Source organism: Bacillus smithii (assembly GCF_001050115.1).
GTDB classification, from domain to species: domain Bacteria; phylum Bacillota; class Bacilli; order Bacillales; family DSM-4216; genus Bacillus_O; species Bacillus_O smithii.
In genome coordinates this window covers 1,940,947-1,964,784 of sequence record NZ_CP012024.1, presented here as the reverse complement: position 1 = coordinate 1,964,784, position 23,838 = coordinate 1,940,947, and the positions used below count along the sequence as shown (strand labels likewise).

The following is a 23,838-nucleotide window of genomic DNA, read 5'->3' as shown; positions in this document are numbered from 1 at the left end:
AGTCTTGTTTAAATGGCTATTCCGGAAAAAGGGGAAGCCGTCAAAAGAAATAGATGTTTACACACCTGTAAGTGGCAAAATCCTTTCACTTGAAGAAGTGCCTGATCCTGTCTTTTCTGAAAAAATGATGGGAGACGGAATGGCTATTGAACCTAGCGACGGAAGAGTAGTGGCCCCTTTTGACGGTGATATCATGCAAATATTTCCAACCAAACATGCTGTGGGAATAAAAGCCGCCAATGGGGCCGAAATCTTGATCCATGTCGGGCTGGAAACGGTCTCGATGAAAGGGGAAGGGTTTGAAAGTCATGTTTCCCAAGGCGACAAAGTAAAAAAAGGGGATCTTCTCATCACATTTGATCTAAATTTAATACGGGAAAAGGCGAATTCCACCATCACACCCATCATCGTGACGAATGGCGATATGATTGAAAACATTGCAAAAAAAGAAAATGATATTGTAACAGCCGGAGAAGAGGTATTGCTTACCGTTACAGTGAAATAACAGAAACGGATAAGAATGAATTTAGGCTAACACCCAATCCTGCCATGGGGCAAATGCATACTTTGAACTAATGTAAGAGAAAAAGCCCAATCAACGAGGAGTGAAAGGTATGCACGATCACCATGGATATGATTGCTTTTCAGGATATGAACCAGTAGGATATGGAGTTGGATCTGGTTATGGATACGGCAGCGGCTTTGGCTACGGATTCCCTTATGCTTATGGTTCTAGTTGCGGATACAACCATTGGTTTGCGCTCATCGTTGTCCTTTTTATATTGCTGATTATCATTGGGGCAACTTGCTACGGTACATCGAAATAAATCGCTAAATCCTTAAAAGGCGGCGGCGATGGCTGAATAGGTTGACAAAATGTTTCAACACTCAACCTTTACGAAGCCTTTCAATCTTCCGGGAGTTTGCTTTCGCGAATGTCGTTTAAACGGCAGGCCATGATGATGAAGCAGGAAATGATAAATAAAAAGTTTGAAAAATAGGAGAACACATATTAGTCGTATATAAGTGTTCTCCTTTTATCTTATATTAAAGTTGAACAAGTTGAAGATTAAATCCACTTTTCCATAAAACTTATTCATCCCTTTTGAAGTCCTTGCTTATTGTGTAAGTCTGTACTTCTTGATTGTTCAACTCAATCAAAAGGGTGAATCTTTTCACATCCCACTTGTTTAAAACGCCATTCAAGTTTACTACACCTCTTAATTCAATTATCTCTCTAACACAAAAAAACATTCTGGGTCTTTTTTAATTTTCTTCAGAACGGGTTAGAATGAATCCAAGTCATCTAAAATTACAAAAATTTTTAAATTTAAGACTATTTATTTCGGTATAATAATACTGTGTATTTAATAATTGTACAATTAGTGTTTTTCAATTATTATTAAAAACCGATTCGCCTCTAAAAAGACAATATTCGTTTATAAAGGCATTATTAATTATTATTTATAGTTTAATTACAAGGAAACGTTTTATTTACGAATGATAATTTCTTTATAAGAAATTATTATTCGTAATTTTGTTGACGAGAATGGTGGTATTTGGTAAGGTGGTGGTAGAAAGATCGGAGAAAGAGGGAGATCAATGTGAACCATAAATACGATGTCATTGTCGTTGGAGCAGGACCGGCAGGAATATTTGCCTGCTATGAACTGTCGTTAAAATTACCTCAAGCGAAAATTTTGTTAATCGATAAAGGTCATGATATTTTCCGGAGGCACTGCCCGATTTTGGAGAAAAAAATTGAAAAATGTCCTCCGGCAGTGGGCAAAAAATCATTTGCCGGCTGCTATCCTGCATGCTCTATTACAAATGGGTTTGGAGGCGCAGGGGCGTACTCGGATGGGAAATTTAATATAACAAGTGAATTTGGCGGTTGGATGACAGACTATTTACCTGATTCCACCGTACTGGATCTCATTCATTATGTAGACAGCATTAATTTGAAACATGGTGCGACGAAATCCATTACCGATCCTTTAACGGAGGAAGTAAAAGCGATCGAACGGCGAGCATATGCCGCAGGATTAAAGCTGCTGCGCGCTCAGGTTCGCCATTTAGGCACCGAAGAAAACTTAGCCATTTTAAAAAGCATATATGAATACTTGCGAGACAAAATTGAGATGGTTTTCAAAAAAGAAGTAGAAGATCTGGCTACGGAAAAACAAGGAGATCGTCATGTAGTAAAAGGGATCGTTTTAAAAGACGGAACGACGATTGCGGCTGAAAAAGTGGTGGTGGCGCCAGGAAGAGATGGATCGACTTGGCTTGCGAAATTATTGAAAAAGCGTCGTCTGAAAATGATCAATAACCAAGTGGATATTGGCGTACGAGTGGAAACTTCGAACATTGTCATGGAAGAAATCAATACCCATCTGTATGAAGGAAAATTTGTATTTAATACTTCTGTTGGCACAAAGGTTCGAACGTTTTGCAGTAATCCGTCCGGACATGTAGTAGTGGAAAATCATACGGGAACGATGTTGGCTAATGGTCATGCCTACAAAGATCCTAAACTGGGAAGCAACAACACCAATTTTGCTTTGCTGGTGTCTCATACATTCTCAGATCCGTTCGATCAGCCGAATGAATACGCCCACGAAGTATCCAGCCTCGCCAACAAGTTGTCAAACGGCGGAATTATTGTACAAAAATACGGCGATTTACGAAAAGGTCGACGTTCCACACTGAAAAGAATCAAAGAAGGTTTTATTACTCCGACTTTAAAAGAAGCTGTCCCGGGTGATTTAGGTTTAGTGCTTCCATACAACACGATGAAAAGCTTGATCGAAATGATCGAGGCGCTCGACCATGTTACACCGGGCATCGCGTCAGAACATACTCTTTTTTATGGAGTAGAAGCGAAATTTTATTCGGCTCGTCCTAAACTGAATGATCGTTTTGAGACGGAAATTTCTGGATTATATGCGGCTGGCGACGGGGCAGGTATTACGCGTGGTTTAGCTCAAGCCAGTGCTTGTGGAGTATGGATCGCGAGAGATATTGTGGAGAAACTTGGTTCAACCAAGCAAAATGAGAAAGTTCCTCAAAATGTATAACTTTGCATCATGTACAATATATCTTTTCTGCTGTCATTCAGAACCATCCATTATCCAAAAGCCGTTGAAAAAAACGGCTTTTGGATAGGTACTCGGTTTCCTTAGACAATTAACTAATTATTCTTTCATCCTGTTTATAAAGCTCCCAGGCTTCATCAAATATGGACATGCTTTTCAAATAATCGCCATTCATCTCTAAGTAATTGGAAATCTCATGATAATCTTCCGATTTTTTCGGAAAGCTATGGTCTAAGAAAAGATGATTGGCAAAACGGGAAATATCGTCCCTCGGCGGTTCTTCCCTATATTTCATCATGTAGTGATAGAATGATTTTCCCATCAAATCCCCCCTTTTTTGAAACCGTATAAGCACGGGATTGATTTTACGCATGGATCAAAAACTTCTTATCGAAACTCGACTTCCTAATATTTACTTCGTCCTGTAAATAGCCAACCTTTTCTGAAAAAGTAAGACTCTATTAGTACTGTTATTTGTTTGAACGAAGACAAGTTCGATTTTTTGATTCATTTTACTCCTCAATAGGATAAGTGGTCAATATGAAAACAAAAATGTGTGATGGCCCGTCGTAAAATATGAAAAGAAATTTTCATTTGGAGAAAAATTCCATAAGAATGACCTTTGAAAATGGGAAGATGATATGCTCTATGAACGATTTTTAGCGTGGGAAAAACTTAGGGAAAGGTTAAGCGTGAATGGACGAAAAGAACGGATGAAAAGTGAGAGGAAAGAAGTGAGCATGCCAAGTTCTTTCAGCATATAGTGTAAAAAAGGTATCTATAAGGAGATGGGAGGCCGTGAAAAAAAGAAAACGACCTAAATTTCAAATCGGTGATACGGTAGTGATTACCATATATGGAACGGTCGGCGTCGTAACCAATATGAAGCAATTGGATGGGGAAATTGTGTACGAAATTAATAAAAGCGAAGGACTGTTTAAAGAAAACACCCTTGCTTTTTTAACGGAGTATAAAGGAGGAGAAAATCATTTAGAACGGCTCTTCATCGAGTATAAATACTCTTTTGGAGATCTTGTCAGAGTAAAGGGATGCGAAAACGATTTGTTTAAAATTATAGGATGTCGAACGGAAATATGGCGATATAAAGAAGATGCATGGGAAGATATCATATATGAATTGACTCGTATACCTGACGGAGAATGGCTGGAAGCGCAAGAAGAGGAATTAAAGCTGGTAGCGGATCATGAGGAAGCAGAAAGAATTTTGAAAAAAACGGAATTATTGCTGATTTCATCGCAAGCGAAACGAAAAGGATTGCCTGCTCCTGAGTCCCCGGAAATATTAATTGATCGCCTGCTTGATGAATTGAATGATTATCAGCAGCTGTATCACTATTTTCAAGATGAATTTTATCGGGTGAAAGTCAAGGAAATAAAAGAAAAATTAAAACATGCCCAGTTACTTAGAAGCCAAAAATCCGAATGAGCAGAAAATGAGGAATCATAGATTGGATGAGCGTGAATAATATGTAATAAAAGGGGGCAAGCAGGAAATTTCTAGTATAAGAGAGAAACATAACAGAAGAAAAAACAACGGGCAGGGGGGCAAATGGATGAGAGAAACAGAAGTGTATATTGATACGGAAGAGATTGCTGAATTTTTTTACGGTGAACTAGTAAAAAGAGGGTTTATTCCTAACAAGTCCGAGGTAGATGAATTAGCAGATATTACATTTGAATATCTGTTAGCGAAAAGCATCATAGAAGAAGATGAAGACGAAGATGAAAGTGAATAGCCAGAATGTAAACAGATTATGTTGAAAAAAGCGAGTTGGAATTTTGCCTTCCACTTGCTTTTTTATTTTTGGCTAGTTGTATAATCAAATGCAACAAGCATAAAAAATGAAAAACCATAGATAAACCACGTATGATTAAGTCGACTAAAACAATATCGATACGGAGGATTTATCTATGGCAATTACTAATTCTACCATAGGAGCTCGGCATTTCAAACACTTAACGGCTTATGACCGTGGGAAAATTGCGGCCTTACACGCTGCTGGTAAGACTCAACAGGAGATTGCAGATTATGTTGGTTGTCACAAAAGCACCATCTCCCGTGAGTTAAGAAGAGGTACAGTGCCACAAAGAAAAAGCAACGGGAAAATTGTTCATGTCTATTTTCCAGACACAGGTCAACTTCTCTATGAGAGAAACAGGAAAGCCTGTGGCCGCAAGCTAAAACTAGACGATGCCATCGAGTTTATTAAGTATGCCGAAACTCAGATCCTTGATAAGAAATGGTCTCCTGATGCGGTATGTGGGAGAGCCAAACGTGATGGGAAATTCAAAGACAAAATGGTTTGCACCAAGACCCTTTATAACTATATTGATCTAGGACTTATAGGCGTTAAAAACATTGACCTACCTATGAAAATTACCCTGAACACCAAGAAAAAACGTAACCGGAAGAATAAGAAGATCTTAGGACGCAGTATCGATGAGCGACCAATTGAAGTCAATGAACGCCAAGAGTTTGGTCACTGGGAAATTGATACGGTTATAGGCAAGAAGACTAAAGATCAGGCCTTATTGACTCTTACTGAGCGCAAAACCCGTAAAGAAATAATTTTGAGAGTGACAGCCAAGGATAGTCTATCCGTTTCAGAAGTCATATCTCAGTTGAAAGTGTCTTATGGTAATCGGTTCTCTAAAGTGTTTAAAACCATTACGGCTGATAACGGTTCTGAATTTGCTGACCTCGGCCTTAGTGTTGAAAAAGATCTAACAGAGGTTTATTTTACACACCCTTACACATCCTGTGAACGAGGAACCAACGAGCGTCATAATGGCCTTATTAGGCGCTTCATACCAAAGGGGAGACCCATTTCCTCTGTGGCAGACGAAACCATTACCTATGTTGAAAATTGGTGTAACCATCTTCCAAGGAAGATCCTCAATTATCGTACACCTGAGGAGTGTTTCCAAATAGAGTTAGCTGGCTTAGCTTCTTAACCTTAAGCCAGCTAACCCAAAGGGTTGGTTTTTAGCAACTTGACAAAGAGCCTCTGCGGGCATGGCTACCAGCCATGAAGCCAGGTATACGGTACTGGCTGGGCCAACCAGGCTACCATGCCCGCCACTCCACGTCAAGTCGCGCAGAGTGTCCCGATTCTACTTAATCATGGGTTATCTGGTCTTTCAATACTTGTTGCATTTAATATTGCAATTTAAGCTTTTTTATTTTTTAAAAAAGGAGCGTTCCAAACAGGATTCGAAAAAGTACATCCTAAGAAAGAAAATGGAAAATAAAAAAATGAAACGAATCGACTCTTGAACCGTAAGATTAGTGAAAAAGGAATAGGGGGAAAAGGAATGGCCATTTTCACAAAAGTGTTGACAAGCATTGGAATAGGAAGCGCAAGAGTGGATACGAAATTAGAATATACAAGTTACAAAGCTGGAGATCCGATACGTGGTGTTGTAGAAGTATATGGAGGGGTTACTGAGCAAACAATAGATTCTATTTATCTTACCGTCAATGCAATGTATACTTTCCAAAAGGATGGTCATCCGTATACAGACACGGCGACTATTGAACAACATCAAATTACCGATCCGTTTTTAATGAAGGCCAATGAAACGAAAGTATTTCCTTTTTCCTTTACTCTGCCAATAGATGCTCCTTTAACATATGGTAGTACGCGTGTTTGGGTTCAAACCGGATTGGATATTAAGAATGCAGTGAATCCTCAAGACGAAGATTACATTGCCGTGCGTCCTAACCAAATGACATCCGCGGTGCTTGAGGAAATGGAGAAACTAGGTTTTCGGCTTCGAAAAGTAGAGTGTGAACAAACATTTTTCCGTACCAGCTGCAACTATCCGTTTATTCAGGTATTCGAATTTATTCCAGGGAGCGGAATGTTTTTAGGGAAATTGGATGAATTGGAAATCGTGTTTCTGGCACAAACGGAAGATCGGATTGAGATATTCATGGAGGTGGACCGTCGGGCTCGAGGATTGGCTGGATATTTAAGCGAGGTAATAGCGATAGATGAAAATCAAATCCGGTTTTCTGTCACAAATCAAGAATTGTCCGTTTTGAGGAAACTGTTGGAACAAAAGATCATGTGTGGTTTATCCCTTAAAAGGGGTAAGTAAGACAGCAAGGATTGAATATACGCTGGTGAATCATTTTTCATGGAAAGCCCGTATCAATAGCATCCATCCATACTTTTTGACAAAATTAGTGGAATTTTGATGAAGGTATCGACAAGGTGAATGTCAAAACCTTGTGTAAATGGATGGATAAATATTAATAAGATAGGGGCGAGGAAAATTGAGTAAATGGAAAATGTTGTTGCCAAGTGTCAAAGAGTACCAAGTGACCTTATTTCAGACCCCCCATTACGGAGATACACAAGGATACGAAGCTGTTTATCATCTCCCGATAAGAGCCAAAAACCATCGGGCGGCCTTGGAAACGGTTTTTCGTATTTTTAATGTATTTGATTTATTGCCGCCCGATTTTTCTGCCCGCTTTGTAGCTACAGGTGATATCGTACAAATTTCCAAAGGTTCAAATAAGAGTTTTTATCGACTGGAATCGGGCGGCTGGCGAAAGATTGAACGGAGTTTGGTTCACTAATAGGATGGAGTGCCTTTTTGGCATTCTCTCCTATTTTCGATCTTTGCCGGAATATTCTTTTCCATGCGCATCCTGTTCGGCTAAAACAGCTTCCGGTGGAACATGATTATTTTTTTTGGTCGCTTTTATTCTGCTGCGATGTTTTTTTGCCATGGTCCATATCCCTCCTGCGGCCTTTATTTGAATTCTTCCTTTTAAATGAAAGCAGCTTTGTCAATAGGATGCCCGTTCATAGGAATTTTTCTCATGGAATCATTTGCAGACACATCCAAAAAAGCTTAAAATAGGGATGATTGAAAGCGATAAAAGGAGGAATTCATATGAGTATACATATCGGAGCAAAAGAAAATGAAATTGCGGACACAGTATTGCTTCCAGGCGATCCTCTCCGTGCTAAATATATTGCGGAAAACTTTTTAGAAAATGCGGTTTGCTACAATGAAGTTCGGAACATGTTCGGTTATACAGGTACATACAAAGGCAAAAGGATTTCTGTTCAAGGCACCGGAATGGGAGTTCCTTCGATTTCCATTTATGTGACAGAATTAATTGAAAGCTACAATGTGCAAAACTTAATTCGCGTTGGAACGTGCGGTGCCATTCAAAAAGACGTAAAACTTCGTGATGTCATATTGGCGATGTCTGCTTCCACTGATTCTCAAATCAACCGTTTAACCTTTAATGGAATTGATTATGCCCCTACCGCGAATTGGGAGCTATTGAAAAAAGCCTATGATGTTGGAGTCGAAAAAGGTTTAGATCTAAAAGTTGGCAGTGTGTTTACAGAAGATTTATTTTATAATGACCACGCTGAACATGAAAAGTGGGCCCAATATGGAGTATTAGCTCTTGAAATGGAAACAGCGGCTCTTTATACCATTGCGGCAAAGTATGGAAGAAAGGCGCTTACTATTCTGACAGTCAGCGACCATGTGTTAACCGGTGAAGCAACGACAGCGGAGGAAAGACAAACAACATTTAATGAGATGATTGAAGTGGCATTGGAATCCGTGGTAAAAGAATAAACAAAAAGAATCGGTTATTTGGAAAAGAGAAGCCATAAAAGCTTTTCTTTTCGTTTTCCTATTCAACAATAAGAATGAAACATGATAGATAATCAGCGAATGGCAGAAAAACAGAAAAATCAGGTGGAACTATGAAAAAATGGATATTGACGATGGCCGCTGCCGTGTTGCTGGTCAGTGGATGCCAAGCGGGCGGCGAGGAAGCAAAAGGCACCAATCATCAAGAAAAAAATCACCAAGCGAGAGAATCTACAACTCCGAAAGCTGAGAAATTTACTTTCAACCAAATAAAAGAAGTCAGCGGGAAAAAGGTGATTACCAATCCGGAAAATGTGCTCGTTTTGGTCAATAAAGAGTACAATTTGCCTGAAGGTTACGCGCCGAAAGATCTCGTTAGACCGGCTGTAAAGTTTTCATTTGGAGACGAAAAAATTGAAAAAAGCTTGATGCGTAAAGAAGCAGCCGAAGCGTTGGAAAAGATGTTTGCAGCTGCAGCCAAAGACGGCGTTTATTTATATGCCGTTTCTGGCTACCGTTCTTACAACCGGCAAGTAGCGGTATTCAACAATGAAATGGCCAATTCTGGGAAAGCGAAAGCGAATCAGGCTGTCGCAACACCCGGACAAAGCGAGCATCAGACCGGATTGGCAATCGATATTTCCGGGAAAAGCGTCGGTTTTCTCTTGACGGATTCATTTGAAAACACAAAAGAGGGTCAATGGCTAGCGAAACATGCACACGAATACGGTTTTATTCTCCGTTATCCAAAGGGAAAAGAAGCGATTACCGGCTATCAATTTGAGCCATGGCATTATCGTTACGTGGGAGTAGAAGCAGCGAAGAAGATATATGAAAACGGCTGGACATTGGAAGAATTTTATCGGAATTACGGAAAAATGTAAAAAGGGGGGCCATCCCCCTTTTTTGGACGTCGAAATACGCCCAGGAGGACAGTACGCAAAAAATCATTTTCATGTAAAAGAATATACCGGCAGGCGGATGATCCTTTCATACAGGAGAATTTTTCTTTATTTAATGAAAGAAAAGTATTTCCCCAACGCCCTAAAACCTCTCCAAGTGGATGGAGGGGTTTTTTGAAGGCATTTCCGCCAATCAATCAGTCGTGTATCCCGCGGCTTCGCTTCCGATTTAAGCAGCTATGCACAAAGATAGGGATCATTCCCATCGCAGCTTTGAATTGGAGAGAGGATGCTGAAATTCCGATTCATTCGATCAATCATTCGAAAATGGTTCCCTACTAAGGTCAGCTTCTAAATAGGTTTTATCTTTCCCTAAATTTAAAAAGCTGTTAAAATAAAGTAGTTACAGAAAAATCATAAATCCGAAGAATGAGAGCAATGAAAGTGGTGACAAATGTGGAAGATGAAAAGCAAGAAAAGGAGCAGCAAAAGCAATCTTCGTCAAATTATGTGAAAATGAAGAGATTTCATTTTGTTATGCTCCTCTTTTTCATTGTTTTTATAACAGCGGGAATTACAACATTTGCTTTGGCATTTGGGGATGAAAAAGCGGTCGATGTCGGTGGTGCAAACCGTCCGGAATTTAATAAGCTTTACGATGTGTATGATAAATTAAAAAGTAATTATTACGAAAAAGTTGATGATGAAAAACTGATTAACGGGGCCATTAATGGTATGGTTCAATCTTTGGGTGATCCGTATTCTGACTATATGTCTAAAAGCGAAGCAAAACAGTTTCACGAAAGCATCGAGTCCTCTTTTGAAGGAATCGGAGCAGAAATCCAAGAAAAAGATGGAAACATCGTAATTGTTTCGCCTATTAAAGGATCCCCTGCCGAGAAAGCTGGATTGCGTCCGAACGACCGCATACTTTCCGTCAATGGTAAAAGTTTGCAGGGGATGAGTTCGACAAAAGCTGTCATGATGATACGCGGTAAGAAAGGCACCAAGGTTAAGCTGAAGATTCAGCGTCCGGGTGAGCAAGATCCGATCGAAGTGAGCATTGTAAGAGATACGATCCCTATTAAAACTGTTTATCCAGAAATGCTCGATCATGGTGTTGCCAAAATTCAAATCACAAGTTTTTCAGAAAATACGTATAAAGAGTTGAAACAAGCGATCGCCGAAATGAAGAAAAAAGGCATGACATCGCTGGTGCTTGATTTGCGGCAAAACCCGGGAGGACTTCTTGACCAAGCTATAAAAATGTCGAATATGTTCGTGCCAAAGGGGAAAATCCTGCTGCAAGTGGAAGACCGCAATGGACAGCGCGAGAAATTTATTGCTGACGGAAAGGACAAAGTAAATGTCCCAGTGGCTGTATTAATTGATGGAGGAAGCGCAAGTGCTTCGGAAATTTTTGCGTCAGCGTTGAAAGAGTCTGCCGGCGTTCCGCTGATCGGGGAAAAATCATTTGGCAAAGGAACGGTACAAACGACGGAAGATTTTAAAGACGGTTCTAATCTAAAATTCACTACCGCGAAATGGCTGACGCCAAAAGGAGAGTGGATTCATAAAAAGGGTATTAAACCGGATTATGAAGTCAAACTCCCAAGTTATGCTAATTTACCAATTGTAGATCCGGATAAAGAACTGAAAGAATCCGACCTTTCCAAGGAAGTGAAAGCAGTGGAGCAAATGCTCAGCGCTCTTGGGTATAACCCGGGAAAAGTAGACGGCTATTTTGACGGTGAAACAAAAGACGCTGTTGTGCGGTTCCAAAGAGATCAGAAGCTGCAAGTGACAGGAAAGGTGTCGGGAGAAACGACTATTAAATTGATGGATCAAATCAGAAAAGAAATTCAAGATCATGATACCCAGGTGAAAAAAGCAGTGGAAATTGTCACTAAAAATAAGTAATTTTCAATGGAAGAGCGGGAATTTCCCGCTCTTTTTCGTTCGAGTTGATCGTCTCATTATGTGAATGTATGAAATCCGATTGCTCCTGCCCATGTCCATCAATTTAACGGTGCCATGCAATAGGAATCATTCATGATGAGAATATTGACAGATGAAACGTATTTCATTTATCATTAAATAGTTCATAATATAAATTATTGGATGATAAATGGAAGGTCGATCATATTGAGACAAGAAATGCTAGTAGAATTGGAACAATTACTGCGTAAGAACTATCGAATGATAAAAAACGAATTAAGAAATTACACCGGAAAATATTTGAACAGCACAGAATTTATCGTCTTAAAAGTCATTCACGAGAATGGTCCTTTGAAAGCGTCGGATATTTCCAAGACCATTGAAGTGTCGGCAAGCCATATTACAGCTATTACAGATTCTTTAGTTGAAAAAGGCTTTATAACTAGAAAGCGTTCAGAAGTCGATCGGAGAAGAGTTGAACTGGAGATTACGGAAAAAGGAAAAGAAATGCTGAAATTTGCTGCTGAATTAAAATCTGAATATTTCCAAAAGAAATTCAGCCATTTTACGAATGAAGAACTGCATACATTTATCCAGTTATTAAAAAAATTAAACACTCCATGCGATCACTCCGATGATTCTGAAAATAAATGATACATCATTCATGTGTTTAAATATTCGTACAAACATTTTTGCAAAGAAAAAAGGACGATATTTGTTGCGACTACCATTCGATAAACAAGCATAAAGGAGGAAAGAACGTGGAGGATTCATACTTATTGGATATATTTTTATCCTTGTGGAACAAGCGAGAAGTGAAAGATGGCTCGAATTCTCCAACCGCCACTGTGAAAGAAATGATGAAGAGTGAACTATTAGACGAATTCAGTCACCCTCGCGTTAGGAAAACAAAAGAAGAAAAATATTTTTTAGCTGTGAAAAGGGTGATCGATTCGGATTTAAAAACTGAAGATCAAATTCGGCTGATCCGGCTTTACACGGATGTAATGGAGTCGTTCAAATAATCTTTACAATCGCAATACGTTTGCAAAAGAAGTTAATAAAGGGCTTAAATAGAAAGGTTGTCAACCCTTTATTTATGGAAATAAATAAAACGGATCCTAATTAAAAGAAAGAATGGCCAATTTCAGAATGAAAGGGATTATTTAACAAACTTTAATCTTCAAGGTTTACAGCCCCTTTTTGGATGAAAATAAATGGCTTTTTTTCTTTGGCCTGTCTATCTATGAATCTGTCATTTTCTTCCTCAAATATTACAAAAATCGCATGTTATGATGTAACCAGATCAGAGATTGAAAGAATCAAAGGAGGAAGATTAGATGAACAAAAAATCATTGATGGCAGTAGCAGTATCCTTTGGGTTATTGACTGCACCGCTTGCATCAAAGGCAAATGCGGCATCATTTCCGATAAATAGTGATAAAAATAATAACGTAGAATGTCAATTTGAAGTGAAACAATTTCCGATTTCAAAAAGCTGGTTAGATAATTGGATGAATCAGCAATATCAATATGCACTGTCGATTGCGAAACAAGCTGCCAAAGCTCAGCCGAATACAACGGTAACGGAAAAAACATCTCCATCCACTCCATCGGCGAAAACAACTACCGAAAAGAACAATACAACGGCTCCTGCTACTTCCAAAACAGGATCTTCATTAAAAGCGTACGAACAACAAGTAGTGGATTTAACGAATAAAGAAAGAGCAAAATATGGTTTACCACCATTAAAAGTAGATCCGACTTTAAGCAAAATGGCTCGCGACAAAGCCAATGACATGGCTGTTAACCACTACTTCTCTCATACGAGTCCAACATATGGATCTCCATTTGATATGATGAAACAATATGGAATCCAGTTTACAGCCGCAGGTGAAAACATTGCAGAAGGTCAACGCACTCCGGAAGAAGTGGTCAATGGTTGGATGAACAGTGAAGGTCATCGTGCGAATATCTTAAATAAAGACTACACTCATATCGGAGTTGGGTATGTAGAAAACGGAAATATTTGGACGCAAGAATTTATTAAAAAATAAATTCTTGAAGAGAGGTTTGGAAGAATCGTCAAAAAGTGAAAGAGAGGGTCCGGAAATCATTCATTTAAATGATTTCCGGACCTTCCTTTTTTGTTCTTATCAACACCGGTTTTAAGAAATAGGATTAAATTTGCATAATTTTTTTTCTCCGCTTACTATAATGATGAGAGAAGAAAATGATATATTGGGGCGAGGGGAAGGAATGAACAAAAAAACTGCATTGATTACGGGAGCGGCTAAAGGAATTGGAAAACGTACGGCCTACGCTTTAGCGCAGGCAGGCTTTAATATGACCATCAATTATTGTTCCAGCCGGCATGAAGCTGAACAATTGGCTAATGAATTACAGGAGAAGTTTGGCGTATCAACGATTGTTGTCAGCGGTGATATTACAAAGCCGGAAGATTGCCGTCAGATTGTGGCACGAACGGAAGAGCAGTTTGGCAGTGTGGATGTTTTGATCCATAACGCCGGTCCTTTTATCAAAAAGCGAAAAAAGATGGAAGAATATGATGATAGTGAATGGCAATACATAGTGAATGGAAATTTGAACAGCGCGTTTTACTTATCTAAGCTGACTCTTCCTGGAATGAGAAAGAAACATTGGGGGAGGATCATCACATTTGGCTTCGATAGGGTCGAGACCGCGCCCGGTTGGATTTATCGCTCGGCGTTTGCCGCTTCGAAAACAGGGCTTGCTTCTCTGACACGAACGATTGCTCTGGAAGAAGCGGAAAACGGCATAACGGCCAATATGATTTGTCCGGGAGATATTACGGGCGATTGGAAAGAAAAAGAGATTCATGAGGCAATGGGCGTAAAGGATGATACAGTTCCTGTTGGTCGTCCAGGCACGGGGGAGGATATAGCGAGGATGGTCGCTTTTTTATGTTCAGAGCAGTCTGATTTTATAACAGGTGCGATCATTCCTGTAACGGGAGGAAAAGACGTATTGGGAAAAGTATTTTATGAGTAGAAAACCAAGAAAGGAACGTACAACGGGAATATCGTTTCAAAGAAAATGGCAAAGACGCAGACCGAGTCAGGATCTGCTTCTTTGCCATTTTGCTTGTGGAGAATAGATTTTCTTTTGCACATAAACAAGACGTGTGAACAAGGTGACAGCGCCAAATGCAAGCCCTGTAATTAACCCGATCCAGTAGCCAAAAGCTTGAAGGTCCGTTGTCTTTGCCAGCAGGAACCCTAATGGGAGGCCAATAATCCAGTAAGAAACGAGTGCCATAATAAAACTAAGATTGACATCTTTATATCCGCGCAATGCGCCTTGCACCGGAGCTTGAATGGCGTCTGAAAGCTGAAAGAATGCTGCAAAAGCTAGAAACTGAGTAGTTTGTTGAATGACCGCTGGCTCATGTGAATACAGCAATGCAATTTTATCCCGAAAGATAAACAACGTCACACCGGATATAATCGATAGAGTTACAGCAGTAAAAATTCCAAGACGGCTGTACTGCTCCGCATCATGGAAGCGATTGGCTCCAACTTCAAATCCTACTACGATTGTAAGCGTCATAGAGATGCTCAGTGGGATCATATACAACAACGATGCAAAATTATTGGCAGCCTGGTGAGCTGCAATGGTGACAGAACTGTATTCACTCATCATCAGCGTGACGGCAGAAAAAATACTGGTTTCGAAAAAAATGGATAACCCAATAGGCAACCCAATTTTACAAAACTCTTTCCATTTTGGAAATGAAATGCTTGGGAGTCGACGAAAAACATTGTACGTGGAAAAAGGCGGCCGTTTATGGATGATGACCGCGGCAATGATCGTGATCAACCAATAAGTAACGGCCGTTGCGTACCCGGAGCCCACTCCCCCCAAGGCGGGAAAGCCTCCTTTTCCGTAGATAAAGAGATAGTTAAAAAACACATTAATGGGCAGCGCAAGCAGCGTAATCACCATGGAAACCTTTGTTTTCCCTAGAGAATCGATAAAACTGCGGAGTACATTGTAAACAAAGAGCGGAATGATTCCGAAAGAAAGGGCGATCAAATATTTTTCTGCTACCATCCGTACCCGGCTCTCTAAATTCATTCCATTTAGTATAGGATCAAGGGCAAAACTGCCGACGATGATGATGGATATGCCTAAGGCGATGGCTATGTAAACTCCTTGAATGATGGTAAAAGTAACTTCTTTCGCGTTTTTGGCCCCCAAAAATTGGGCGGTAATCGGGGTAATAGATAATAAAATTCCACCTAGTCCAGTGTATATTGGAACCCATATCGAGGACCCTATTGCGACTCCTGCAAGATCGCTGGAAGAATAGCGGCCCGACATCATCGTATCAAAAAAGTTCATCGAATAAATGCCGATTTGCGTCACAAAAATAGGGATTAAGATCATCAAAAATTGTTTATATTTTTCTTTGAGGCTGTTCGTCTCTTTCATTGCTGCATTCCTCCAACTCCAACGATTTTCCCGATTTTGATGCAAGGACCGTACAATACGATTATATGAAATAAAGCGCTGATGACAACTTAGAAAATGCACTAGTCCGAACATTTTTAAAGAGAAAATCTATGAATCATTCATTCTATAGGTACTCTAACCGTCTATTTTTTCTCAAAATAGACTGTTTTTTGACGTGTTGGCGTCCATGATAGTCATATTAAATATGATGAAAAAACTCATCTTTTTTGAGACAAAGAATGCGGCCGGGAATATCCCCGCCCGCATTCTTTAGGCGTTCATCGCTTCCTCATTATCATCATGGGATTGTTGCCGCAACAAATGCAAAGTGTAAAGGTCTTTTGTAATTTCAAATAAATCATAGACGGGTGCTTCTTTATTAATGGATTGATACAGATGAGGACGAGTTTCATTTGCTTTCAGCGCATACGGCAATTTTTCGGCGGCTTTCAGGGAACGGATATTTTGCTTGCGAATTCTCATATAAATGGTTTCAATTCCTAGCTGATAAAACAATTCTTGAAAGAAAGCATCTTTTGCTAAACGATTATATCCTTTTCCGTGATATGGCTTTCCGAGCCATGTGCCTAAAAACCCGGAGTGGTTTTCAATATCATATAAATTGATCGTACCAATGGGGTTTCCCCATTCGTCAAGAATTGTTCTGGATATGAGTTCGCCGCGCTCCTCTGCTTCCATCATTTGTTTGGTTAAAAATAAAAACTCTTCTTGTGAATAAGCTTTATGGCGAACAAACGGGAAGACATCTGGATGCTTCATCAATTCAAAAAGTAATGGGGCTTCCTGCAGGTCTCTTTTCTTTAACAAGTAAAATCCCTCCTCAAGAGGGCAGAAGTCAGGAAAATCGATTCTTCCACCCTCGAAATTTTTCATAAACTTCATAAAAAATTTCGGGGTGGGAATCGAACCCACTAGAACCAGTCAAGACTGGTGGCGCACCATTTGCCTTCCCTAAAACTTGCTTTTTGAAATGAGAAATCATCTCTCATGATATGGCCTATTCGTTGAAACTGGCTTTATCTTCCGTTCACAAAAGCATAAACGGCATGTGTCCGGAATGACATCAGCAAGCTGATTGTATATTACAAAAATAAATTGTATTTGAAAATAGTCATTTTGTTAAGTTTTTATGTCCATTTTATAAATTTTTATTGTTTTCAGTCTTTCGTTCGTTCTTTTTATGGTTTTGATCATACAAGAACATAGGGGTGCAAGGCAAGAAATGAACACTTGGAAATCATGAATTTTTATCTAAAGAGCAAGCTATAATGGGGGCAGCGAAAGAATATCGACATGACGGTTTTAAATAGTGTTTCTCTACTCCTGTATTAGCCTGTCACCTAAAACTGGCCGGTCGTTCCATAACCGGAACGAATTCGTATTGATACGGGTGAATAAATTTTATTAAAAAACCTTCCATAAAAAGCGCCCCCGGGTATTTCAGCGGAGAACAACGAATGATTCCGGGGGCACAGCAACGCGAAGCTAATTGATTTTCGTACTTGCAAAAGTATGAAAAGATGAATCTCACTTTCGCTTTTTTTCGTTGCGACTGCCGTATGAAAAAAGGCTTCTATGAACGTTTTTTCTGTTTGAAAGTTTTCCATCCTAAATAGAGGACCAAACTGATTACGGCCAAAATCGCAATCGGGGTCACATATTTTCCGGCAACGGATTTCACTGCTTCCCAGTGGGTGCCAAGCTGCATTCCTAAAAGCATGAACAATATAGTCCACGGTATCATGGCAGCTAATGTGTAAAGCAAAAATAATCGCAATGACATTTTGGAAAATCCGGCCGGCAAAGAGATGGCATGACGCACTACAGGTATAAATCGAGCTGTGAAAATCACGAAAGGCCCGTATTTGTTAAACCATCGTTCCGAAGCATCTATATGAGATTCTTTGATGAATAAATATTTTCCGTATTTTTGAAAAAATGGTCTTCCTGCATATTTACCTAACCAGTATAGAAAAATTTGGGCAATCGTCCCGCCGATTACACCTGCTATGAAGGCACCAACAAACGACAATTTTCCTTGGGAGACTAAAAATCCTCCATAGCTTAAAACGATTTCGCTTGGAATAATTTCGATCATCAATGCTAGAGCGATTCCAAAGTAGCCAAGATTACCTAAAAAAGTAATGACCTGATGAGTAAACTGTTCCATTCTTTCTCTCCTCTGTAAAACTTTCATATACTGCCACAATAAATTATAATACTTACCATTCAATCATAATAGTAAAAAATAAAAAAGGCGAAAAAAGACGGAAACAGTTTGATTATGATTACAATATTCCAACCGCTAACCGTTGGAATGGTTTTAATCAATAGTAGTTTTTCCTCATTTTTCTGCACTCTTAAAAAAGCTTGTTAACGAACAAAGCCCCATTCGAACGGGGCAACTTGCATACATAAAGGAAACGATGGAGGGAACGCTAAAAAAGATTCCAGTTCGTCATTTGTCCATCCGAACGATGAGCAATGGAGCTATCAATCGGAATGAAGCAATCGAGGCAGACGGACGGATAAAGAAAAAACGGACTTGATCGTTGGATAAAGCTGTGATAGCCATCAACGTTCATTCAAGTTGCTTGCAATTATACTTGGAGAATGATAAAATTTTTATCAAAATCAAAAGTACATGGAATGTTTATACATTATCATGGCCGAAACGCCTTTTGATTAAGTAGGATATGAGCAAGGAGAAAAATTTCATATGTTCCTTCGGGGCAGGGTGAAATTCCCGACCGGCGGTGATGAACATGATGTTCAAAGCCCGTGACCCGTGCGCCTTTTCGGTGTACGGTGGATTTGGTGAAATTCCAAAGCCGACAGTGAAAGTCTGGATGGGAGAAGGAGGAAGCGTTAAAAAAGGAGTATTTTAACGCTTATTTCGCAATGAATTTAAAAGGCCCCGCAATTTTTGCGGGGTTTTTCAATTGGAAATTCCTTACTTCACAAAATTCATGTTGGACAAGGTAGGATCATTATTCTGCTCGCTTCTTTTTGACAAGCAAATAGACGGCTATTCTGAAATATGAGGAGGGTTGCTCCCCAATGCTGAAAGAAGACTATATGAAATTCGCGTTGAAATTGGCGGAGAGTGTAAACGGCCAGACATCCCCCAATCCTCCTGTAGGCAGCGTGGTTGTGAAAGAAGGTCGAATCATCGGGATGGGCGCTCATTTAAAAGCCGGCGAACGCCATGCTGAACGGATCGCCTTGGATATGGCAGGATCCGAAGCGGAAGGCGCCGATGTGTACGTAACTTTGGAGCCTTGCTCCCACTACGGCAAAACGCCCCCATGCGCAGATTATTTAATTGAAAAGCGTGTAAAAAGGGTTTTTGTCGCTACTCTGGATCCAAACCCGCTCGTTGCAGGAAAAGGGATTCAAAAGCTAAAAGATGCCGGAATTGAAGTAGAAACAGGCATTTGCGGTCAAGAAGCCAAACAGTTATATAGACCATTTTTCCATTTCATTCAAACCAAAACCCCGTTTGTCACTATTAAAACAGCCGTCACGGCAGATGGGAAGATTGCAACTGCTGCTCACGACAGCAAATGGATCACAAGCGAGCAATCCCGCCAGGATGTTCATCTTCTTAGAAAAAATCATGATGCTATCCTTGTCGGCATCCATACCGTTCTTCATGACAATCCCCTCCTTACCGTTCGATTGCCCCAAGGTGAAAAGAATCCTATACGCGTCATTTTAGACACCCACTTGCGTATTCCAAATTATGCAAATGTTATAACCAATAAAGACAGCGAAACGATAGTGGTTTGTGGCTGTAATGCTTCCGAGAAAAAAGAACTTGATCTAATCCGTTTAGGTGTTACGGTCATAAGGCAAAAAAGCCAAGATGTTTCTATTGCCGAATTGCTTCAGGAGCTGGGCAGACGCGGAATCATGACGCTTCTGGTTGAAGGCGGTTCAGAGGTCAATGGATCTTTTCTTCAAGAAAAGGCTTTTCAGCGATTGATTTTATACATGGCCCCAAAATTGATTGGCGGTAGAGAAGCTCTTACATCGTTTTCTGGAAAAGGAGTAGAAAAGATAGCGGATTCCCTTCCGTTAACTTTTGAGAAAGTAGAAATGGTAGGCCCGGATGTGAAAATAACCGCATCGGTCAAAGAATAGAAAAGGTTTGAACGAAATTCCATTGTGGTTCAAAAGGAGGGACGTAAGTGTTTACAGGGATCGTAGAGGAAATAGGCGTTGTTGAACAAGTGTTAAAAGGCAGTCAGTCTTTGGAGCTATTGATTCGAGCAGAGAAGATTGTAGAGGACGTACATCTTGGCGACAGCATTTCGGTGAATGGAGTTTGTTTAACCGTAACATCATTCAGCGATACAACGTTTTCGGCTGATGTGATGCCGGAGACATTCCGCGATACTTCGCTTCGACAGCTTGTTCCCGGCAGCAAGGTGAATCTGGAGAGAGCCATGCCGGCAAACGGCAGATTTGGCGGACATTTTGTCAGCGGACATGTGGACGGTGTGGGAACGATTGTTTCAATACAGCCGGTCGATAATGCCCTGTATATGACCATTTCAGCGCCGCCGGAGCTTTCGCGCTATTTTATGAAGAAAGGATCGGTTGCGATAGACGGCACCTCACTCACCATTTTTCGCACAGGGAATGGATTATTGACCATCTCTCTCATTCCCCATACACAAGAAGAGACGATTTTAGCGTCCAAAAAAGTAGGGGATCTCGTGAATATAGAATGCGATATGTTAGCCAAGTATGTGGATCATTTGATGAGCATGGGATCGCGTTCATCAGAATCTAGAATTTCTCTGGATTTTTTGAAAGAAAACGGCTTCGCCGATTAAAGAAAGGGTGATTGAGTATGTTCGCTTCCATTGAAGAAGCTGTGGAGGATTTAAAGGCAGGAAAGGTAATCATTGTCGTGGACGATGAAGATCGAGAAAACGAAGGCGATTTTATTGGATTAGGGGAAAAAGCAACGCCGGAAATGATTAATTTTATGGCAAAAGAAGGCCGGGGCCTGATTTGCGTTCCGATTTCGGAAGAAAAAGCTCGCCAGCTTGAGCTGAAAATGATGACCAATCAAAACACGGATTCGCTCGGAACGGCGTTTACCGTCAGCATCGATCATATCAGCACCCGAACAGGAATCAGCGCATTTGAACGTGCCAAAACCGTTCAGGAGATTGTGAACGATGACACGACACAATATGATTTTAAAAAACCCGGCCACATCTTTCCGTTGATTGCAAAAGAAGGCGGTGTCTTAAAACGGGCTGGCCATACGGAAGCCGCTGTAGATTTGGCAAAATTGGCAGGAGCGAAACCCGTTGGAGTCATCTGCGAGATAATGAATGAAGATGGCACGATGGCAAGAGTGCCGCAGTTAAAAGAAATCGCTGAACGATTTTCTTTAAAGATGATTACGATACAAGATTTGATTGAATATCGGCGCAAACAAGAAAAACTGATTAAAAGAGAAGTGGAAATCGAGCTCCCAACGCATTTTGGCCATTTCCGAGCCGTCGGCTATTCGGAAGTGCTCACAGGGAAAGAACATGTGGCGCTCGTAAAAGGAGATATCGACAACGGAGAGCCCGTACTTGTGAGAGTTCATTCTGAATGTTTAACGGGCGATGTATTCGGTTCTTATCGCTGCGATTGCGGTCCCCAGCTTGCCGCTGCCCTTGAACAAATTGAAAAAGAAGGTCGAGGCGTCCTTTTGTATATGAGACAGGAAGGAAGAGGAATTGGCCTTCTCAATAAATTGAAAGCCTACAAGCTTCAAGAACAAGGTTTTGACACAGTAGAGGCAAACCATAAATTGGGATTTCCGGCTGATTTGCGCGATTACGGGATCGGAGCGCAAATTTTACGAGATTTAGGTGTGACGAAAATGCGTCTAATGACGAATAATCCGAAGAAAATTGCGGGATTAAAAGGCTATGGATTGGAAATAGTCGAGCGGGTGCCGATTGAAATGCCGCCGAAGAAAGAAAACGAAGCGTATTTGCGGACAAAAATGGAAAAAATGGGCCACCTGCTTCATATATAATCGTTGTGATACAGATAAATAAAGAGGAGGAACTGTTATGGCAAAAGTATTAGAAGGAAATTTAGTAGGAACTGGATTAAAAATCGGAATCGTCGTATCTCGTTTTAATGAATTTATAACAAGTAAGTTAGTAAGCGGAGCTGAAGATGCTCTTGTACGCCATGGTGTAAATCGAGATGATATTGAGGTTGCGTGGGTGCCTGGAGCATTTGAAATCCCATTAATCGCCAAAAAAATGGCGGAATCCGGTCGTTATGACGCCGTTATTGCTTTAGGTACCGTCATTCGCGGGGCTACTGCTCACTTTGATTATGTAAGCAGTGAAGCGACGAAAGGAGTAGCACAGGCAAGTTTGCAAACAGAAGTTCCGGTTATTTTTGGCATCTTAACCACTGAAACCATCGAACAAGCCATTGAAAGAGCAGGAACGAAAGCAGGAAACAAAGGTGCAGAAGCAGCTGTGAGCGCCATTGAAATGGCTAATCTGTTGAAACAATTAAATCAATAACTGATCAAGCGTATGCAAGCGGCGAAGAAGCCATTTCTTTTTCACATGAAAAAGCCAGCTCCAAACAAGTTTCTTCGCCGAAATTCTCAATTGCCCTTCTTGATTGTTTGTAATATGATAACTTTATTAACCTAGAAGACGGAGGGGTTCGGAGTGAAGTTGAAATTTACGAAATGCCATGGATCCGGCAATGATTTTCTGTTGATAGACGAAGAGGAGCTGGACTATTCCTTTACAGATAAAGATCGTCAAAATTTGGCTATCGCTTTATGCGACCGTTCAAGCGGCATCGGTGCGGACGGCATCTTATTTGTCCTCCCAAGCGAGAAAGCAGATGCAAAAATGCGCATTTTTAATGCCGATGGTTCGGAAGCTTCTATGTGCGGAAACGGTTTGCGTTGTGTAGGGCGTTATGTATGTGAACGGCTAGGAAAAGATCACATTGTCGTTGAGACGATGAAAGCGGATCTTCATGTTCAAAAGAGCAAACCGATTTTTGGCGACATTCCCACTTATACAGTGGAAATTTCACCCGTCTTGTTTCAATTGGACGCATTGCCAATGAACATCGATAAGGAACAATTGATGAATGAAAAAATCCCTCAATTGTCCGATCAATTGATGTTTTCCGCCGTGGCAGTGCCGAATCCGCACTTAATCAGCGTGGTGGATACGGAACACCTTTTCACAAATGAACAAAAGCAAATTGCTGAATATGTGAACGGACCAAATGATCTCTTCCCGGATGGGGTGAATGTCAGTTTCGTAAAACCGTTGGAAAAAGGTACGATCTATGTTCGTACATATGAACGGGGTGTCGGCTTTACGAATGCTTGCGGCACGGCCATGTCAGCTTCCACTTTGATCACATGTCTGCTTGGCTACAATGAGAAGGAATCGGAAATTCAGGTCTATAACCCCGGTGGAAAAGTCCGTTGTGCCGTTCATCAAAAAAGCAACGGCGATTACTATATGGATTTAATCGGAAATGCCACTTATTTATATCATGCCGAGATCGACTTGGATGTCAAGAAACCGGAAACTTTTACATGGATCCATAAAACCGAATTTGAGGAACAACAGCAGTACGAAGAGCTGGAACAGCACGCCAAAGACTATCTCTCTCAGTTTTTGAAAGTGGAAATATAAAAAAGAGTAAAGGGGCCGC

The 23,838-nt window shown here is 40.5% G+C and carries 25 protein-coding genes and 1 riboswitch; of the genes, 20 read left to right on the top strand and 5 right to left on the bottom strand.

What is annotated here, in order from left to right; translation table 11 throughout:
- Positions 1-4: 4 nt before the first annotated feature.
- The 3 genes from BSM4216_RS09155 (at position 5) to BSM4216_RS09145 (ending at position 3,077) form a co-directional block, all read left to right on the top strand.
- Positions 5-505 (top strand): PTS sugar transporter subunit IIA, encoded by a 501-nt coding sequence (locus BSM4216_RS09155; protein WP_048623515.1) that lies wholly within the window; start codon positions 5-7, stop codon positions 503-505.
- 109 nt (positions 506-614) lie between these two features.
- Positions 615-827: a YjcZ family sporulation protein gene (locus BSM4216_RS09150; protein ID WP_048623514.1), complete on the top strand. Its 213-nt coding sequence runs from the start codon at positions 615-617 to the stop codon at positions 825-827.
- A 777-nt stretch (positions 828-1,604) separates the two neighbouring features.
- Positions 1,605-3,077, top strand: coding sequence for an NAD(P)/FAD-dependent oxidoreductase (locus tag BSM4216_RS09145; protein WP_048623513.1), 1,473 nt, complete (start codon positions 1,605-1,607; stop codon positions 3,075-3,077).
- 109 nt (positions 3,078-3,186) lie between these two features.
- On the opposite strand, the gene BSM4216_RS09140 is transcribed toward BSM4216_RS09145, so the two are convergent.
- Positions 3,187-3,417, bottom strand: a complete 231-nt coding sequence (locus BSM4216_RS09140; RefSeq protein WP_048623512.1) for a YozE family protein — start codon at positions 3,415-3,417, stop codon at positions 3,187-3,189.
- Positions 3,418-3,893: 476 nt separating this feature from the next.
- On the opposite strand from BSM4216_RS09140, the gene BSM4216_RS09135 reads away from it, so the two are divergent.
- From BSM4216_RS09135 to BSM4216_RS09115, 5 genes are all read left to right on the top strand, one after another.
- Positions 3,894-4,541: a hypothetical protein gene (locus BSM4216_RS09135; protein WP_003354951.1), complete on the top strand. Its 648-nt coding sequence runs from the start codon at positions 3,894-3,896 to the stop codon at positions 4,539-4,541.
- A 127-nt stretch (positions 4,542-4,668) separates the two neighbouring features.
- On the top strand, positions 4,669-4,851 hold the full coding sequence (locus BSM4216_RS09130; RefSeq protein ID WP_003354952.1) for a YozD family protein: 183 nt from the start codon (positions 4,669-4,671) through the stop codon (positions 4,849-4,851).
- A 175-nt stretch (positions 4,852-5,026) separates the two neighbouring features.
- Complete coding sequence (locus BSM4216_RS09125; RefSeq protein WP_048622401.1) at positions 5,027-6,070, top strand: IS30 family transposase; 1,044 nt, start codon at positions 5,027-5,029, stop codon at positions 6,068-6,070.
- A 360-nt stretch (positions 6,071-6,430) separates the two neighbouring features.
- Positions 6,431-7,219, top strand: a complete 789-nt coding sequence (locus tag BSM4216_RS09120) for a sporulation protein (RefSeq protein ID WP_048623511.1) — start codon at positions 6,431-6,433, stop codon at positions 7,217-7,219.
- A gap of 178 nt (positions 7,220-7,397) precedes the next feature.
- Positions 7,398-7,706, top strand: coding sequence for a YodL domain-containing protein (locus BSM4216_RS09115; protein WP_234395490.1), 309 nt, complete (start codon positions 7,398-7,400; stop codon positions 7,704-7,706).
- A gap of 30 nt (positions 7,707-7,736) precedes the next feature.
- Here BSM4216_RS09115 and BSM4216_RS17110 read toward each other — a convergent pair whose 3' ends face one another.
- Entirely contained in the window at positions 7,737-7,859 is a 123-nt protein-coding gene (locus BSM4216_RS17110; protein WP_003354956.1) for a hypothetical protein, read from the bottom strand.
- Positions 7,860-8,026: 167 nt separating this feature from the next.
- Between BSM4216_RS17110 and deoD the strand changes: the two genes are divergently transcribed.
- From deoD to BSM4216_RS09080, 7 genes are all read left to right on the top strand, one after another.
- A complete protein-coding gene (gene deoD / locus BSM4216_RS09110) occupies positions 8,027-8,731 on the top strand; it encodes a purine-nucleoside phosphorylase (protein ID WP_048623510.1) in 705 nt (234 codons plus the stop codon).
- Positions 8,732-8,862: 131 nt separating this feature from the next.
- A complete protein-coding gene (locus BSM4216_RS09105; RefSeq protein ID WP_048623509.1) occupies positions 8,863-9,633 on the top strand; it encodes a M15 family metallopeptidase in 771 nt (256 codons plus the stop codon).
- A 456-nt stretch (positions 9,634-10,089) separates the two neighbouring features.
- Positions 10,090-11,571, top strand: coding sequence for a lmo1851 family serine protease (locus BSM4216_RS09100; RefSeq protein ID WP_048623508.1), 1,482 nt, complete (start codon positions 10,090-10,092; stop codon positions 11,569-11,571).
- A gap of 225 nt (positions 11,572-11,796) precedes the next feature.
- Positions 11,797-12,243: a MarR family winged helix-turn-helix transcriptional regulator gene (locus BSM4216_RS09095; protein WP_244878000.1), complete on the top strand. Its 447-nt coding sequence runs from the start codon at positions 11,797-11,799 to the stop codon at positions 12,241-12,243.
- Positions 12,244-12,350: 107 nt separating this feature from the next.
- Positions 12,351-12,614: a hypothetical protein gene (locus BSM4216_RS09090; RefSeq protein WP_003354964.1), complete on the top strand. Its 264-nt coding sequence runs from the start codon at positions 12,351-12,353 to the stop codon at positions 12,612-12,614.
- 315 nt (positions 12,615-12,929) lie between these two features.
- Positions 12,930-13,646, top strand: coding sequence for a CAP domain-containing protein (locus BSM4216_RS09085; RefSeq protein ID WP_048623507.1), 717 nt, complete (start codon positions 12,930-12,932; stop codon positions 13,644-13,646).
- A 202-nt stretch (positions 13,647-13,848) separates the two neighbouring features.
- Positions 13,849-14,622: an SDR family oxidoreductase gene (locus tag BSM4216_RS09080; protein WP_048624469.1), complete on the top strand. Its 774-nt coding sequence runs from the start codon at positions 13,849-13,851 to the stop codon at positions 14,620-14,622.
- A gap of 66 nt (positions 14,623-14,688) precedes the next feature.
- On the opposite strand, the gene BSM4216_RS09075 is transcribed toward BSM4216_RS09080, so the two are convergent.
- The 3 genes from BSM4216_RS09075 to uptA all read right to left on the bottom strand — a co-directional run bounded on the left by BSM4216_RS09075 (position 14,689) and on the right by uptA (position 18,277).
- Positions 14,689-16,065 carry an MATE family efflux transporter gene (locus BSM4216_RS09075; RefSeq protein ID WP_048623506.1) on the bottom strand — a complete coding sequence of 459 codons (1,377 nt, stop codon included), beginning with the start codon at positions 16,063-16,065 and terminating at the stop codon, positions 14,689-14,691.
- Between the two features lie 291 nt (positions 16,066-16,356).
- Entirely contained in the window at positions 16,357-16,914 is a 558-nt protein-coding gene (locus BSM4216_RS09070) for a GNAT family N-acetyltransferase (protein ID WP_048623505.1), read from the bottom strand.
- Positions 16,915-17,680: 766 nt separating this feature from the next.
- On the bottom strand, positions 17,681-18,277 hold the full coding sequence (uptA, locus tag BSM4216_RS09065; protein ID WP_048623504.1) for an undecaprenyl phosphate transporter UptA: 597 nt from the start codon (positions 18,275-18,277) through the stop codon (positions 17,681-17,683).
- Between the two features lie 549 nt (positions 18,278-18,826).
- A riboswitch (FMN riboswitch) is annotated at positions 18,827-18,972 on the top strand.
- Positions 18,973-19,167: 195 nt separating this feature from the next.
- On the opposite strand from uptA, the gene ribD reads away from it, so the two are divergent.
- The 5 genes from ribD to dapF all read left to right on the top strand — a co-directional run bounded on the left by ribD (position 19,168) and on the right by dapF (position 23,819).
- On the top strand, positions 19,168-20,253 hold the full coding sequence (gene ribD, locus BSM4216_RS09055; protein ID WP_048623503.1) for a bifunctional diaminohydroxyphosphoribosylaminopyrimidine deaminase/5-amino-6-(5-phosphoribosylamino)uracil reductase RibD: 1,086 nt from the start codon (positions 19,168-19,170) through the stop codon (positions 20,251-20,253).
- Between the two features lie 47 nt (positions 20,254-20,300).
- Positions 20,301-20,951, top strand: a complete 651-nt coding sequence (locus tag BSM4216_RS09050; RefSeq protein ID WP_048623502.1) for a riboflavin synthase — start codon at positions 20,301-20,303, stop codon at positions 20,949-20,951.
- Positions 20,952-20,968: 17 nt separating this feature from the next.
- Positions 20,969-22,162: a bifunctional 3,4-dihydroxy-2-butanone-4-phosphate synthase/GTP cyclohydrolase II gene (locus tag BSM4216_RS09045; RefSeq protein ID WP_048623501.1), complete on the top strand. Its 1,194-nt coding sequence runs from the start codon at positions 20,969-20,971 to the stop codon at positions 22,160-22,162.
- Positions 22,163-22,199: 37 nt separating this feature from the next.
- Positions 22,200-22,670 carry a 6,7-dimethyl-8-ribityllumazine synthase gene (gene ribH / locus BSM4216_RS09040; RefSeq protein ID WP_003354975.1) on the top strand — a complete coding sequence of 157 codons (471 nt, stop codon included), beginning with the start codon at positions 22,200-22,202 and terminating at the stop codon, positions 22,668-22,670.
- Positions 22,671-22,823: 153 nt separating this feature from the next.
- Complete coding sequence (gene dapF, locus BSM4216_RS09035) at positions 22,824-23,819, top strand: diaminopimelate epimerase (RefSeq protein WP_048623500.1); 996 nt, start codon at positions 22,824-22,826, stop codon at positions 23,817-23,819.
- The last annotated feature ends 19 nt before the right edge of the window (positions 23,820-23,838 follow it).

Excerpts from the sequence above, each read along its gene's own strand:
- BSM4216_RS09080 (WP_048624469.1), top strand. The coding sequence starts at position 13,849 with ATGAACAAAAAAACTGCATTGATTACGGGAGCGGCTAAAGGAATTGGA.
- ribD (WP_048623503.1), top strand. The coding sequence starts at position 19,168 with ATGCTGAAAGAAGACTATATGAAATTCGCGTTGAAATTGGCGGAGAGT.
- BSM4216_RS09125 (WP_048622401.1), top strand. The coding sequence starts at position 5,027 with ATGGCAATTACTAATTCTACCATAGGAGCTCGGCATTTCAAACACTTA.
- BSM4216_RS09075 (WP_048623506.1), bottom strand. The coding sequence starts at position 16,065 with ATGAAAGAGACGAACAGCCTCAAAGAAAAATATAAACAATTTTTGATG.
- BSM4216_RS09045 (WP_048623501.1), top strand. The coding sequence starts at position 20,969 with ATGTTCGCTTCCATTGAAGAAGCTGTGGAGGATTTAAAGGCAGGAAAG.
- BSM4216_RS09130 (WP_003354952.1), top strand. The coding sequence starts at position 4,669 with ATGAGAGAAACAGAAGTGTATATTGATACGGAAGAGATTGCTGAATTT.
- BSM4216_RS09105 (WP_048623509.1), top strand. The coding sequence starts at position 8,863 with ATGAAAAAATGGATATTGACGATGGCCGCTGCCGTGTTGCTGGTCAGT.
- BSM4216_RS09120 (WP_048623511.1), top strand. The coding sequence starts at position 6,431 with ATGGCCATTTTCACAAAAGTGTTGACAAGCATTGGAATAGGAAGCGCA.
- uptA (WP_048623504.1), bottom strand. The coding sequence starts at position 18,277 with ATGGAACAGTTTACTCATCAGGTCATTACTTTTTTAGGTAATCTTGGC.
- BSM4216_RS09100 (WP_048623508.1), top strand. The coding sequence starts at position 10,090 with ATGAAAGTGGTGACAAATGTGGAAGATGAAAAGCAAGAAAAGGAGCAG.
- ribH (WP_003354975.1), top strand. The coding sequence starts at position 22,200 with ATGGCAAAAGTATTAGAAGGAAATTTAGTAGGAACTGGATTAAAAATC.
- BSM4216_RS09085 (WP_048623507.1), top strand. The coding sequence starts at position 12,930 with ATGAACAAAAAATCATTGATGGCAGTAGCAGTATCCTTTGGGTTATTG.
- deoD (WP_048623510.1), top strand. The coding sequence starts at position 8,027 with ATGAGTATACATATCGGAGCAAAAGAAAATGAAATTGCGGACACAGTA.
- BSM4216_RS09140 (WP_048623512.1), bottom strand. The coding sequence starts at position 3,417 with ATGGGAAAATCATTCTATCACTACATGATGAAATATAGGGAAGAACCG.
- BSM4216_RS17110 (WP_003354956.1), bottom strand. The coding sequence starts at position 7,859 with ATGGCAAAAAAACATCGCAGCAGAATAAAAGCGACCAAAAAAAATAAT.
- BSM4216_RS09150 (WP_048623514.1), top strand. The coding sequence starts at position 615 with ATGCACGATCACCATGGATATGATTGCTTTTCAGGATATGAACCAGTA.